This is a genomic window from uncultured Roseibium sp. (assembly GCF_947499295.1).
Taxonomy (GTDB): Bacteria; Pseudomonadota; Alphaproteobacteria; order Rhizobiales; family Stappiaceae; genus Roseibium.
In genome coordinates, this window is record NZ_CANMNP010000023.1 from 47,536 (window position 1) to 61,270 (window position 13,735).

A 13,735-nucleotide genomic window follows, 5' to 3' on the forward strand; every position below is an offset into this window, starting at 1 on the left:
ACCCTCAGCTCATGACGACATTTACAGAAGATTCCGGCAGATCTTCACCGAAACAGCGTTGATAGAACTCCGCGACCAGCGATTGTTCCATGTCGTCGCATTTGTTGAGGAAGGTCAGTCTGAAGGCAAACCCGACATCGCCGAAAATTTCGGCATTTTCCGCCCAGGTGATGACTGTTCTCGGGCTCATCACCGTGGACAGATCGCCATTGATGAATGCGTTTCTGGTCATGTCCGCCAGACGCACCATTTTGGAGACAATAGTGCGGCCTTCGTCTGTCTGGAAATGCTTTGCCTTCGACAGAACGATGTCGACTTCATTGTCATGCGGAAGGTAGTTCAGCGTTGTGACAATGGACCACCGGTCCATCTGAGCCTGGTTGATCTGCTGGGTGCCGTGATAAAGGCCGGAGGTGTCACCGAGACCCACAGTATTTGCAGTTGCAAACAGACGGAAGGCAGCGTGCGGGCGGATAACCCGGCTTTGATCGAGCAAGGTCAAGCGGCCCGACGATTCCAGAATTCGCTGAATCACAAACATCACGTCAGGGCGGCCGGCATCATATTCGTCGAACACAAGCGCGACATTATGCTGGTAAGCCCAGGGCAGAATGCCGTCCTTGAACTCGGTGACCTGCAGACCGTCCTTGATGACAATCGCATCCTTGCCGACAAGGTCGATACGCGAGATGTGGCTGTCCAGGTTGACGCGGATACAGGGCCAGTTGAGACGGGCTGCAACCTGCTCGATATGGGTTGACTTGCCCGTGCCGTGATAGCCGGTCACCATGACGCGCCGATTGTGTGCAAAGCCTGCCAGAATGGCCAAAGTGGTGGCCCGGTCGAACAGGTAGTCCTCATCGCGCTCGGGCACATGCTCGGATGCAGCGGAAAACGCCGGTACCTTGAGGTTCGACTTGAAGCCGAAAACTTCACTTACGGAAACTTCAGTATCCGGCATGGCCATAGCCGCGGTCGTCGTCTCAGTCATCAGTCCTCCGCTGTCCCGAATGTCGGGAAGGGTCATTTGGGGAAAGCCTGCAGGACCCTGCGGGCTTAAAGGAAACCGGCTTTTTTCAGGACGTTGTAGGCCTGAATGATCTCCCGCAGGCGGTCTTCGGAAGACCTGTCACCGCCATTGGCATCCGGATGGTTCAACTTAACAAGCTCTTTATAGCGCGCTTTGATTTCATCGCCACGGGCTGTGTATGGCAGATTGAGCACATCCAGGGAGCGTTTTTCAAGCGTTAGTAATTTTCTTTGGCGCGGACGGCGTATGGATTCTGCACGGCGTTGCGCGTTGGAGCGCATGCCTTCCCTCGGGTCGAACCCGTCCGGCCCATCTGCTGCCTGCCGATTCACACCCATTTTCCAGGTCGGGCGATGTCCCGTCAGACTATCCTTTTGATAGCTCCGGACATCGTCGTCACCCATGCCGTTGAAATAATTGTAGGACTTGTTGTACTCGCGGACATGGTCGACACAGAAATTAAAGTACTGTCCCTCCCGATTGCGGCCCTTGGGTGCCCGGTGCGTGCCGGGGCGCTTGCAGCCGGGGTGGTCGCACGCCGGATGGTGATCCTGTTGCGCCCGCTCCTTGTCCGGCTTGACCCGGATACCGTCGAAAATTTTTGAATCCAGTTTCATGGTGCGAAATATTGAAGCCTGAGCGTTGGCGGGCAACCCGCCGGTCGTTTCATTGATCCGGTATCCAAAGCTATTTTCCCTGCATTGGTTCCCGGATGTCGAGCAGCCCGAAACCATATCAGGCCCGGTCGAACCAGCAAAGACTTGAACTTCGAATTCGCATGCGTCACATAAATGCATATGAGTACAAAACAGATCATCGCCGACAAGCTTCAGGCAGCCTTTTCCCCCTCATTTCTGAATGTCATTGACGAGTCAGACAAGCACAAGGGCCATGGCGGGTGGCGTGAAGGCGGAGAAACCCACTTCAGGGTTCAGATTGCCTCGGCCGCCTTCGAAGGCATGAACCGTGTTGCGCGCCACAGGGCAATAAATGACCTTTTGGCAGATGAACTGGCGAGCGGCGTGCATGCTCTGGCTTTGGAGATCCGTTCCGACAGCGAACCTGATCCGCGTGCGGCAAGAGTGGCCGGCTAGCCGCTCAGCCCAGCCTTAGCCGCCTGCCTGCCCATGGGGCGGCAATTCGACTGCGAAAATCATGTCCAACCTATGCCTCGATCCGCGCCGTTGGTGCGGAAACAGGTGCCTTGATACCAGGTATCTGGCCAAGCGGCATGATGCGAAGGCGTGTGATCCGGTTTTTCTCACGGCGCAGGACCGTGAACCTGAAACCGTGGAACGTGAAAATCTGACGTTCTTCCGGAATCATGCGCGCTTCATGAATGACGAGACCGGCGATCGTGGTCGCCTCATCGTCAGGCAGGCTCCAGTCAGCCGCACGGTTGAGGTCACGGATCGGCACTGATCCGTCGACAATTACCGAGCCGTCAGCTTGAGGCCTCAAGCCTTCCAGTTCCACATCGTGTTCGTCCGCGATTTCCCCAACGATTTCTTCCAGAATGTCTTCCAGGGTCACAAGGCCCATCACCTCGCCATACTCGTCCACGACGAGAGAGAAGTGCGACTTGTGCCGCAGGAAAGCGTTCAACTGATCCTGAAGGCTGGTCGTGTCGGGCACGAACCATACAGGTGCGGCAATATCAAGAATGTTGATGCCGTCGGTTCCGCTATCGGTGGCGTGCAATGCGCGCAGCAAATCCTTTGCATGAAGAACGCCTACAAAATTATCACTTTCACCGCGCCAGATAGGCAGCCTCGTATACGGCGAAGCTAGGGCGGCTTCGACAAGCTTTGCAGGGTCCTCGTCAGCATTCAGGGCGGCCATGTTGGTCCTGTGAACCATGACGTCGGACACTTCCAGTTCGGCTAGGTCCAAGAGACCGCCCAACCGGTCGCGTTCGCCTTTTTCCAGGCCGCCTTCGATGTGCTGAAGATCAACGGCGCCACGCAGTTCTTCATGCGCGGACAAGATGAAGGTGTCAGCTCCGACATTGATGCCGACAACCCGCAAGATCATCCTGACGATCACCTCGACGCCAGCAACAACAGGTCCGAAGACAGCAACCACCACCCGCACAATGGGTGAAACCATCACGGCAAATCGTTCCGGATTGGAGATGGCCCATGTTTTCGGAAGAACCTCTGCAAATACAAGGACCAGCGCCGTCATGACCAGGGTCGCCAAAGCGACGCCCGCTTCGCCGAAAAGCGAGAGGAAGACACTTGTCGCGAGCGCGGACGCCAGAATATTGACCAGGTTGTTGCCAAGCAGCAGCGCGCCAATCAGCCTTTCCCTGTTCGCAATCAGCCGGCTGGCCACTCGGGCCCGCCAGTCACCGTTCTTTTCGATCTGGTGCATGCGCGCCCGCGAAGCCGCAGTCAGCGCCGTTTCGGAGCCGGAGAAGAAACCGGACAGGAACAGAAGCACCAGAATGGCGCCGACCGCCAGCCAGAGAGACGTTTCCATCATGTTTCAAGTTTCTCCTTGAGAAAATCCGATACCAGTGCCGGATCGACACCTTTTTCAACAAAGGCTTCACCGACACCGCGGGTCAGAATGAACGTGAGTGCGCCGCGGCTGACTTTTTTGTCCTGAGCGATGATGTCCATGAATGTTTCTGCAGGTGGCAGCTGGCCTGGAACATCTTTCAACGTTACCGGAAGCCCAACATCGGTCAGGTGTTTTTCGACACGCGCAACAGTGGCCTCGCCAATCAGCTGCAGCCTCTGTGAAAACTCGTGCGCCAGCATCATGCCGATCGAGACGCCTTCTCCGTGAACGACACGCTCGGTTTCATACGAAACGGCGGCTTCCAGAGCGTGGCCGAAAGTGTGGCCGAGATTGAGCAACGCACGCCGTCCTGCTTCCAGTTCATCAGCAGCCACAACATCGGCTTTGGCCTGGCAAGACCGGGCGACGGCTTCGTCGCGTTCGGGGCCCCCCGCAAAAACCGCCTTCCAATTGGCTTCGAGCCAGCAAAAGAAAGGTTCGTCTCCGAGAAGGCCATATTTGGCGACTTCCGCATAACCTGCACGAAAGTCGCGGATCGGCAATGTGTCCAGAATAGCCGTGTCGGCAAGCACCAACGCGGGTTGATGGAATGCGCCAATCAGGTTTTTGCCATGGCGGGCGTTTATGCCGGTTTTGCCGCCGACAGAGCTGTCTACCTGAGCCAGCAGCGTCGTGGGTACCTGGATGAAAGTCATGCCGCGACGGACAGCAGACGCAACAAAGCCCGTCAGGTCGCCAACGACACCGCCGCCGAGCGCGACAATACCATCGCCGCGTTCCAGACGTGCCGCCAGGACCTCGTCACACAGGCGTTCGAATTGCCGAAAGCACTTGCTGCTTTCACCGCTGGGCACGGTCAGCACGGTGTGCTCAAGGCCTGCGGCCTTGAGGCTTTCGGAAAACGCTGGCTGATGCAGTTTCGCGACGGTCTCGTCAACAATCACCGCGAGGCGAGCTCCGGGCAAGACGGCTGCGATTTCAGAGCCGGCCGCATCCAACAGGCCGCGACCGATCTTGATATCGTAGCTTCTGGCGCCAAGATCGACTTTGACTTGAGTTCGCTCTGCTTCCGCTGCTTCAGCCACGTTTGCTTCCATTGTCATTTTGTCTTTGAATTTCTGTGTTTCAGGACATTGCCGAGGCATTTTGTGCGTCGCCGACATCAAGATAGTCTGCCAAGGTGATGACGATCTGGTCGACCACCGTTTCGTGCGGAACTTCCTTGGATGTGACGGTCAGCGCAGCGCGCGCATAAACCGGTTCGCGCTTCGCCAAAAGGTCTCTCATGGTGCCTTCAGGGTCGGGATTTTGGAGCAGCGGTCTCGTTGAGCGGCGCCGAACGCGCGCCATGACCGTCTCAAAGTCTACCTTCAGCCAGATCGAAACCCCGTGTTCGGAAATTTCCTGGCGGGTGGCATCGCTCATGAAAGCGCCGCCACCGGTGGCAAGAACCTGGGGACCTTCTCGCAAAATCCGCGCGATGACCCTTTCTTCGCCACTGCGGAAATAAGGTTCGCCATGTTCTGCAAAAATTTCTGAGACCGTCATGTTTGCTGCACGCTCTATTTCGGAATCAGCATCGATGAATTCAAGGCCAAGGCGCTGGGCAAGACGCTTGCCAACTGTGGATTTGCCACAGCCCATTATTCCAACCAAAACAATAGAGCGGTGCCCGAGCTTTTGAAGGAGCCCGGCCAAATCGATGTCTTTGGCGTTTATCCACTCAGGGCCCGTTTCCGGGTCCTGCGTCTCGTCATTCTTCGTCATGGCGGCGTTGTACCATATTCACCAAAAAAGACACGGGCTGATCGCATTTCGGATACCTTGGCGTCATCACTTGCGCTCAACCATGTCTTCTTGAAACAATCCGGTGACCGATTCGTCTATGGCATTCACGTTTTTTGCTCGGGAGTCCGCTTGTGCCAACCCTGACCCGCCTGCTGCTGGTGTTGTTGTTGCTGGGTGCACTCGGCTATGGCGCGGTGTTTGCGCTGGCGAATTTCGTTGACCCGCGTGAGCGGGAAATCACCGTTCGCGTCAAGAAGGACGGCTTTGGCCGTTAGGATCTGATTTGGCAACCGGTTTCGATCTCGAAACGTTTCTGGAAATGCTGGCAGCCGAGCGTGGCGCGGCTGAAAACACGCTTGAAAGCTATCGCCGCGACCTTGAAGACTTCTCTGGTTTTCTCGGCCGCACGAAGCTTGCCGACGCAGGCACAGACAAGATTTCAGCCTATCTTGGGGACCTGAACCGCCGAGGGTTTGCCGAGACATCACAGGCGCGGAGACTGTCCGCCCTCAAGCAGTTTTACAAGTTTCTCTATTCTGAAGGTGTTCGTGAGGACGATCCGACCCGCACGTTGTCAGCACCCAAGCGACGGTCAACCCTTCCCAAAGTGTTGTCTGTCGATGATGTCGACCGGTTGATCGAAACTGCCGAACTGGGAGCTGCAAAGCCTCAGAAAAGTTCGGCCGCCCGTCTGCGTGCACAGCGCCTCTATACGCTCATTGAAGTTCTTTACGCGACTGGTTTGCGTGTGTCTGAACTTGTTTCGCTTCCGGTAACAGCAGCTCTTCGCGATGCGCGGCTCATCGAAATCACCGGCAAAGGCGGCAAAGAGCGTCTGGTACCCTTGTCCCATGCCGCACAGGCCGCCATGAAAGACTATGTGGCCTTGAGGTCGGCAGAAGGCGCTTACGAGAAAAGTCCCTGGCTGTTTCCCTCCCACGGTGACAGTGGTCACCTGACACGTCAGCATTTCGCGAGGGAACTCAAAGACCTCGCGGTTGCTGCCGGTCTCCCGGCGGCAAAGGTTTCCCCGCATGTCCTGCGTCATGCCTTTGCTTCACATCTTCTGCAGAACGGTGCAGATCTGCGCGTTGTACAACAGCTTCTCGGTCATGCCGATATCTCAACGACGCAGATTTATACCCACGTCCTCGATGAGCGCCTGCGGGAACTCGTAGAGAGCGCACACCCGTTGGCGCGCCGTTGAAATTCGCTCTATTGCGCTGCAGCATTCATCGCCTTACACTCCGCTGCCTAAAAAAATAGCACCGGAAAACATGCATGCTGGAACCTGCCGGCGACTACGAAACGCTGAACGCCCGTTTTCAATGGTCTTTGCCCGCAACCTACAACATGGCTGCCGCCATCAGCGACGCATGGGCCAAGAGAGATCCGGAGCGTCTGGCCATTCGCCAAGTGCTTGCAGACGGTGATGTTCGGGACTGGAGCCACCAGCGTCTCAATCAGGCCGCCAACCGGTTTGCCAATGCTCTTGTCGCCAAGGGTATCGGGCATGGCGACAGGGTGGCGTTGCTATTGCCCCAGGTTCCTGAAACAGCAGTCGCTCATCTTGCTGCCTACAAGATCGGCGCAATTGCCGTTCCGCTTGCAGCACTTTTCGGTTTGGAAGCCTTGCGATACCGCTTGTCGGACGCCGGGGCAAAGGCGCTTGTGACCGATGCCGCAGGGCTCGAAAAACTATCCCAAATCCGTGAAGATCTTCCCGAGCTTGACCTTGTCGTTTCCACTGACGGACCACAATCAGGGGTCTGTTGTTTCGACGATCTGCAGGCCAGGGCATCGGATCGCTTCGAAACTGTTGCCTCAACACCAAATGATCCCGCACTGATGATCTATACGTCGGGAACAACCGGCCAGCCCAAAGGTGTGTTGCATGGGCATCGGGTCCTGTTCGGGCACATGCCAGGGATTGAGCTGTCACAGAATTTCCTGGGACGCGAGGGCGATCTGCTTTGGACACCGGCGGATTGGGCCTGGGCCGGTGGCTTGCTGAATGCGTTGTTTCCAGCACTAACACTCGGCGTTCCTGTCCTGTCTCATGCCAGCAGGAAATTCGACCCCGAATTTGCGTTTAAGCTGCTTGAACGAGAAGGCGTTCGCAATGCTTTCATTCCGCCAACAGCACTGAAAATGCTGCGTGCCGTTGACAGTCCACAACGTCGCTTCAACCTCGCCTGGCGAAGCGTTGGTTCTGCGGGCGAGTCTCTTGGTCGCGAAACGTATGACTGGTTTCAGGAAGAATTCGGGTTTGCGGTCAACGAGTTTTATGGACAAACCGAATGCAATGCGGTTCTGGGCTCTGTCGCAGAGCTCGGTGTCAGCCGTTCCGGCGCCATCGGCAAGGCGATCCCCGGGCACGCTGTTGCCATTATCGACGACAAAGGCATGCAGTTGCCGCCTGAATCGCTTGGGCAAATTGCCGTCAAACGTCCTGATCCGGTGATGTTTCTCGAATATTGGAATAAGCCCGAGGCGACCCGGGACAAGTTTATAGATGACTGGATGATTACCGGTGACCAGGGTGTGATGGATGGGGAAGGGTATGTTCATTTTGTCGGGCGAGACGATGACATCATCACCTCGGCAAGCTACCGGATCGGCCCGGGGGAAATTGAGGATTGTTTGATCAAGCACCCTTCGATCGCGCTGGCGGCAGCTATTGGCAAGCCCGATCCGCTGCGCACCGAGATCGTCAAAGCCTATGTCGTTTTGAAACCGGACGCAGCAGGCGGTGAGGAGCTTGAAGACGACATACGCGGATTTGTTCGCGAAAGGTTGTCTGCGCACGAATACCCGCGTGAGATCGAATTTGTGGAAGAACTTCCGATGACCACCACAGGAAAGGTCATACGCCGGAAATTACGTCAGCAGGCACGCGACGAGATATCGGTCAGGACTTCACGCGTTTCTTAAGTTGCCTCATCAGGCGTCGAAGCCGCTGTTCCAGTTCCAGATCCGCCTGACAGAGAGCGCAAAGCTGTGCGCTGAATGCACCGCCTGAAAAAAGCAAAGTGCAGGTTTCAAGCCGCCCTCTCCAAAGCGGCTCAATCATGGTGTGTCCTGGAATGGCAAGGGAATCTGCACCTTTGAATCCAGTCAATTTCAGGTTTTCCCGAAACGCATGTACCGCAATCTGAGCACCTGGAGAATACCTGCCAAACTCCTCGTCAAAAGCAATCTTCCAGGAAAAAACAGCGCCGCCTTCCGCAAAGAGGACAAGCGCGGCAACAAGTGTATTGCCCGCCCACAGCTGATCGATGCGAACGCCATTTACTGCCGCGCGGTTCGCAATTGCCGCTCGCGCGAATGCTGCGGTTTCAGGTATGCTCAAAAGTGCGGTTCCCGCCCGACCTTTCCAGCCCTTGGATTCAAGATGCAGAAAAGACTCAAATCCCTGAACGGCTTCGTGACCTGACAAACTGGAAAAACGTGTCGTGCCGAAGTCGTCAAGCCTGCGCAAGAGGCGGCGCATTTCCTTGCGCCGTTTGCCGCTATAAGCTGCTTCAAGCTGTTGCTTACCGGTCTCGCCGGGTGCGTGAGCTGCTCTGGTCGCGCATGCTGTCGAGCGATAGCGTTCCGCCATTGCCGATTTCAGCCTGTCGGCTGATGCAGAGCGGGACGGGAGATAGGGGAAGGCGAGGACGCCGTTTGAGCCGTTCATGGCGTGTAAAAAGGCCACAATTACGTCTTGCGGGGCATCCGGGTGCAAGAGCGGTGTTCCGAGCGGAGAATATTCGGTGGCCCATGTCGAAGTGACGGGAAAGGCGATGCCAAGTCTGCGGCGCCCGACTGGTGCAGCTGCCAGCCAGTGTTGATTTTGTTTCTCCCTGACGACGACAAGGCGAACTGACCTGTTGTCCGTGTACTCCAGAAATGGCTTTAGGAATTCAGGCCCGAAAAACGGGTTGGGATCGATTGAAAGTCCAGCAAGTTGCCGCCAATCCGCTACCGGAACTGTTGCGTTCAGCGGATCGAACTCCAGGATCTCGTACTGCTGTGCGGCTGTTTGATCACTGATCAACCTGGCGGTCCTTGGGCGGAAAAAGCAATGGAAGAACAAATGTCGTGATATTCAGCTTACGTTTTGCAACCAATGCAAGCGCTGATGCTTCAAAAAGAATTGCGCAACTTGTTGCGACAGCAGCGCCGGCGAGGCCAAGAAGCGGGATGAGGGCGAGGTTTAAAAGAACATTGAGCAGAAATGTTGCCGCATAAATACCGGCGCAATTCTTCTGATGCCCGGTCATGGTCAAAAGCGCGTCGGCAGGACCTACGGATGCACGTGCGAGCACGCCGATCATCAAGATGGCAATCAGCTGATAGCCGCTTTCATAGCCGCTGCCGAACAGGGCCAGCAGCAGCGGGGCGATGAGCAGAAGCCCTGCACCAGCCAAAAGCGAAGGCCAGAACGTCCAATGCGTGGCTTTGCGAACATAGTCTTCAAGGCCCTTCTGGTCTTGCCTGTGCGTATAATCGGAGAACCTGTGTGCCGACGCGGCACGGACGGCGAAATAGACAAAATGCACCAGGGCCAGGGTTCTTGAGGCTGCGAAATATATGGCGACTTCGTCAGGGTCCTGGAAGAAGCTGACCATGATGACATCGGCACTGGTGATCAGCTGCAGAAATCCGTCCACCATCAACATTGGCAACGAGATCAGGATCCAGTTCTTCAGCTCAACCCTGCGCGGGCCGGACGGCACCTGAAGGGAAAGCCGGCGGCTGAGCTGCATATATTGGTAGAGGGCAATCAGCATGGCTGCGCAAATTGCGACGGATGCCATTGTCAGAGCATCTGCTTTCAATCCGGCGAATATCGCCACAAAAAGCAATATCAGGATGGTGAGTGGCCGCCAGATATAGGTCGGCAACATCGACAAGGACGACCAGTCGTAGCTTCGTGCAATGCCATCCTGGACCAATCCAAACGCAAAGAATGGCAGAGCGAGCAAGACAACCGCGATGGGTTGAACGTAGTAGGGCTCAATGACCGGGCTGATCAGTAACACTATGCCTATTCCAAGGATAGCTGTTACGGCGCCTATCAAGAATGCCGAAACCCGGCTTGCAAAGAGGAAACCGCGCAGGCCATCCAGGTCACCGGCCTGACGATATTGAGGCAGGAACCTGTTGGCGGATGCCGAGAACCCGCCGCAGGACATGACACCGAGAACGATCACCAAAGTCCAGGCAACAGAATAGATACCGTAGTCGTGCGCACCGAGCGCACGCGCGAAAACTATCTGGGAAAGATACGCGAGTGCTGCTCCGCCTATCCGGATGGCGAAAGTGGACACTGCCATGCGGCCCGCAGCATGATTGTCGCTGCCCGTGCCATTCAAGACAGCTCTAATCTGTTCGCCTCCTTTGCCCAAAACCTGAGGCCAGGAGGCGCTGTGAAGACGCTTTGTCCAGGAGTTGGAAGTGAAACGCAACGACGGGTCCTTTGCAGCAAATATTCCGTATTTGTGACATGAGGGACTTAATTTTCTCTAGCGAACTGAACAACTGGACGGCTTCGTTTTCACAGATGCGTGATGAAATCGGGTTTTGAAACGCAAGACCGGTCAAACGAGGGTGAAACAATCCGCTTGACTTTCAATAGCAGAATAGAACAAATAGTGAACATGCTGACGCTGAGTCGTCAGAACTCCTTCGACGGCATCACCCTTGGCCTGAATGAGTGAAACCTGATTTTGCATTGCGGATGATGAGGGCTGCCTCCCCTTCGATCCGCAGTTTAGTCCGGCCCCTGCTCCCGCCGCCAATCGCAGGGGCCGGACAGTTTTTGACGGCACAATCGAGAACGCGCCCGGTTGCATCCGGCCTTCCCAGTTTTTTGATCGAATATGGCAGCCAGTCAGAGCCGGTCACATGAGTGTTATCTACCAATTGATAGATAGGTGTTGACTTGATGGGTCTGAGGGTCGATACATCAAAATGTACCTACCAACTAGTAGATAAAGTGGAGATGAAGCAGTGGCCCAGAATTTCGCAATCATTCAAGGCGGTTCCTCCGGCATGGGACTGGCGACAGCCAAAAGGCTTGCCGCTCGTGGCGTGACGCCTGTTCTGGTCGGACGGAAGGCTGAAAAACTTTTGGCCGCGAAGGCCGACATCGAAGCGGAACATTCCGTTGACGTGATAACTTGGCAGGCCGACGTCACTAACCCGGACGACGTGCAGTCTCTCGTCGGCAAAGTCGAAGCCTTTGAGGGCAGCATTCGCCATCTGGTAAATGCGGCGGGTTACTTCAGTCCGAAACCCTATCTCGATCACACGGCACAGGATTACGACCTCTATCACGACTATAATAGAGGTACCTTCCTGCTCACCCAGGCTGTTGTCCGCAAAATGACCGAGTCCGGATCGGGATCAATCGTCAATATCGGGTCCATGTGGGCGCATCAGGCAATCAAGGCAACACCATCCTCAGCATACTCAATGGCCAAGGCCGGTCTGCATTCCATGACACAGCACCTGGCAATGGAACTCGGCGAAAGAGGCATTCGCGTAAATGCCGTGGCGCCAGCGGTGGTGGAAACACCCATCTACGGCGCGTTTATTCCGGAAGACCAGATCTCACAGACACTCAAAGGATTTGATGCATTCCATCCAGTTGGCCGCATCGGTACAGCCGAAGATGTGGCCGCAACCGTCGATTTTCTTCTTTCAGACGAAGCAAGCTGGGTTACTGGCGCGATCTGGGACGTGGATGGCGGCGTGATGTCAGGGCGAAACTAGGCCAGCCGACTTCTTACATCCGCACCGTCGAAACGTCGACGGTGCGGTCGCACTCAGATTGCTTCGACGTAGTACCAGCGTCCTGCCTTCTTGCGGAACCGGCTTAGTTCTCGATGAGTGTTCAGTTTACCGGCAGAAAGGTACTTGGCTTCGAAAAGAACCGTGCCGTCGCGGTCTGTTTTGCGGCCCTTTTCCGTCTTCAGAACGTTCAAACCCGTCCAATGGTTTTCTGCCGCCCATCGTGCCGTACCAACGTCATCGAATTCTGCCTGATATTTCGGCCAGTATGTCGTTTTCAGGTAGGCAATGTTCCCCTTCACATAGGCAGAATAACGAGAACGCATCAGCGCCTCGGCTGTTTCGGGCAGGGCATTTCCGTCAACAAAGGGACCGCAGCATGCATCGTAACTGCTGTTACTGCCGCAGGGACAGATGTCATCGTTCATGCAGGCCTCCGAATTCACCTCTCGGTGCTCTCTACCACCGGCAGCCGCTCATCGCTATGGTTTCAGACGACTGACCTGGAAACCTGGATGCGTTCATGAGACTTGCGACATTCAATCTGGAATCATTTGGATCGGACAAATTCGATCCCGAAATTCTGGCACCACGGCTGAGAGCACTCAAGCCGAAAATGCTTGAATTGGACGCTGATATTCTCTGCTTGCAAGAGGTGAATGCGCAAAAGGTGAAGGGCAACAAGAAACGTCATTTCCTCGCTCTCGATCTGCTGCTGGAGGGAACGCCGTATGAGGCTTACCATCGGGCAACGAGTGACCGCCCCTCCGGTAAGGGACCAGGAGACAGGCATAATCTGGTTATCCTCTCCAGATATCCTGTTCAGAGGTATTCAAGTCTCTATCAATCCCATGCCCATCCAGCCTTCTGGCAGCCCAAAACCGCTGAGCCGCCCTACGAGAGTCCGCAGACGGTGTTGTTTGAGCGGCCTGTTCTTCAGGCGGAAATTGACATTGGAGCAGCAACGCCTCTGCACCTATTCGCTGTCCATCTGCGCGCGCCGATTGCCGCCATGATCCGCGGCGCGAAGAGAGCCGATCGATCATGGAAAAACATTTCGGCCTGGGCGGAAGGATACCAACTATCTGTTTTCAAGCAGACCGCTCAAGCACTCGAACTGCGCCTGGCTGTGGAGCAGTTGCTCGATGACAACGAAGAAGCCCGGATTGTGCTGGCAGGGGACTTCAACGCGACAGGGGATACCGGCACTTTGAGGATGCTTCGCGCCGACCCTGACGACACAGGGTCACCCGATCTGGAAAAAAGACGATTGTTCCAACTCGACCGCGCTCTCCCTCCCGAACGTCGTCAAACGGTCATTCACAGAGGGCGAGGACAAGCGCTTGATCATATTCTGGCGAGCGCGGCCATGACCGACTGCACAGTCGATTTCAAGGTGTTCAACTGCGAGCTGCTCGATGAGGTTTTCGATGCAGATGGCAGTGATTATGCAGGGTCTTATCATGCGGCCATGCTGGCGGAATTTGCGCTCTGAGACGCCTCATGGCTGCAATGAGCTGATGTAGCGGGCTAGGTGTTCAGTCCCGGCATTTGATGGATCGGATTAAGTCTGAAACGATCAGGTTCTGAAGTCCATATCTTGCA

General features: G+C 55.7%; 14 protein-coding genes. 6 read left to right on the top strand and 8 right to left on the bottom strand.

The annotated features are described in order from the left end of the window. Positions 1-4 precede the first annotated feature (4 nt). The gene (gene cobS / locus Q0835_RS26405; RefSeq protein ID WP_298817440.1) at positions 5-991 is read right to left on the bottom strand and encodes a cobaltochelatase subunit CobS; all 987 of its coding nucleotides are present in this window, start codon (positions 989-991) and stop codon (positions 5-7) included. A gap of 65 nt (positions 992-1,056) precedes the next feature. Then, complete coding sequence (locus Q0835_RS26410) at positions 1,057-1,647, bottom strand: DnaJ domain-containing protein (protein ID WP_298817438.1); 591 nt, start codon at positions 1,645-1,647, stop codon at positions 1,057-1,059. A gap of 180 nt (positions 1,648-1,827) precedes the next feature. Between Q0835_RS26410 and Q0835_RS26415 the strand changes: the two genes are divergently transcribed. Next, the gene (locus Q0835_RS26415) at positions 1,828-2,124 is read left to right on the top strand and encodes a BolA family protein (RefSeq protein ID WP_298965935.1); all 297 of its coding nucleotides are present in this window, start codon (positions 1,828-1,830) and stop codon (positions 2,122-2,124) included. A gap of 70 nt (positions 2,125-2,194) precedes the next feature. Here Q0835_RS26415 and Q0835_RS26420 read toward each other — a convergent pair whose 3' ends face one another. From Q0835_RS26420 to Q0835_RS26430, 3 genes are read right to left on the bottom strand one after another with little or no spacing between them, the layout of a single operon-like run. Continuing rightward, the gene (locus Q0835_RS26420) at positions 2,195-3,517 is read right to left on the bottom strand and encodes an HlyC/CorC family transporter (protein WP_298965917.1); all 1,323 of its coding nucleotides are present in this window, start codon (positions 3,515-3,517) and stop codon (positions 2,195-2,197) included. Next, on the bottom strand, positions 3,514-4,656 hold the full coding sequence (gene aroB, locus Q0835_RS26425; protein ID WP_298965938.1) for a 3-dehydroquinate synthase: 1,143 nt from the start codon (positions 4,654-4,656) through the stop codon (positions 3,514-3,516). Before aroB ends, Q0835_RS26420 begins: the two co-directional genes overlap by 4 nt. Positions 4,657-4,684: 28 nt before the next feature. Beyond that, on the bottom strand, positions 4,685-5,326 hold the full coding sequence (locus Q0835_RS26430; protein WP_298817434.1) for a shikimate kinase: 642 nt from the start codon (positions 5,324-5,326) through the stop codon (positions 4,685-4,687). A 152-nt stretch (positions 5,327-5,478) separates the two neighbouring features. Between Q0835_RS26430 and Q0835_RS26435 the strand changes: the two genes are divergently transcribed. From Q0835_RS26435 to Q0835_RS26445, 3 genes are all read left to right on the top strand, one after another. Beyond that, positions 5,479-5,622 (top strand): hypothetical protein, encoded by a 144-nt coding sequence (locus tag Q0835_RS26435; RefSeq protein WP_173005876.1) that lies wholly within the window; start codon positions 5,479-5,481, stop codon positions 5,620-5,622. Positions 5,623-5,630: 8 nt separating this feature from the next. Continuing rightward, entirely contained in the window at positions 5,631-6,554 is a 924-nt protein-coding gene (gene xerD / locus Q0835_RS26440) for a site-specific tyrosine recombinase XerD (protein WP_298817431.1), read from the top strand. A 74-nt stretch (positions 6,555-6,628) separates the two neighbouring features. Continuing rightward, positions 6,629-8,281: an AMP-binding protein gene (locus Q0835_RS26445; RefSeq protein WP_298965920.1), complete on the top strand. Its 1,653-nt coding sequence runs from the start codon at positions 6,629-6,631 to the stop codon at positions 8,279-8,281. On the opposite strand, the gene Q0835_RS26450 is transcribed toward Q0835_RS26445, so the two are convergent. Both Q0835_RS26450 and Q0835_RS26455 read right to left on the bottom strand, forming a co-directional pair. Continuing rightward, positions 8,259-9,389 (bottom strand): GNAT family N-acetyltransferase, encoded by a 1,131-nt coding sequence (locus Q0835_RS26450; RefSeq protein ID WP_298965922.1) that lies wholly within the window; start codon positions 9,387-9,389, stop codon positions 8,259-8,261. The genes Q0835_RS26445 and Q0835_RS26450 overlap by 23 nt on opposite strands. Continuing rightward, the gene (locus tag Q0835_RS26455; protein WP_298965926.1) at positions 9,379-10,803 is read right to left on the bottom strand and encodes a lipopolysaccharide biosynthesis protein; all 1,425 of its coding nucleotides are present in this window, start codon (positions 10,801-10,803) and stop codon (positions 9,379-9,381) included. Before Q0835_RS26455 ends, Q0835_RS26450 begins: the two co-directional genes overlap by 11 nt. Positions 10,804-11,347: 544 nt before the next feature. Between Q0835_RS26455 and Q0835_RS26460 the strand changes: the two genes are divergently transcribed. Next, complete coding sequence (locus tag Q0835_RS26460) at positions 11,348-12,112, top strand: SDR family oxidoreductase (RefSeq protein ID WP_298817424.1); 765 nt, start codon at positions 11,348-11,350, stop codon at positions 12,110-12,112. A gap of 53 nt (positions 12,113-12,165) precedes the next feature. Here the strand turns inward: Q0835_RS26460 and Q0835_RS26465 are convergent, their stop codons facing one another. Further along, a complete protein-coding gene (locus Q0835_RS26465; protein ID WP_298817422.1) occupies positions 12,166-12,558 on the bottom strand; it encodes a YchJ family metal-binding protein in 393 nt (130 codons plus the stop codon). Between the two features lie 95 nt (positions 12,559-12,653). Here Q0835_RS26465 and Q0835_RS26470 point away from each other — a divergent pair, with 95 nt between their 5' ends. Further along, a complete protein-coding gene (locus Q0835_RS26470) occupies positions 12,654-13,625 on the top strand; it encodes an endonuclease/exonuclease/phosphatase family protein (RefSeq protein ID WP_298965929.1) in 972 nt (323 codons plus the stop codon). Positions 13,626-13,735: the final 110 nt, after the last annotated feature.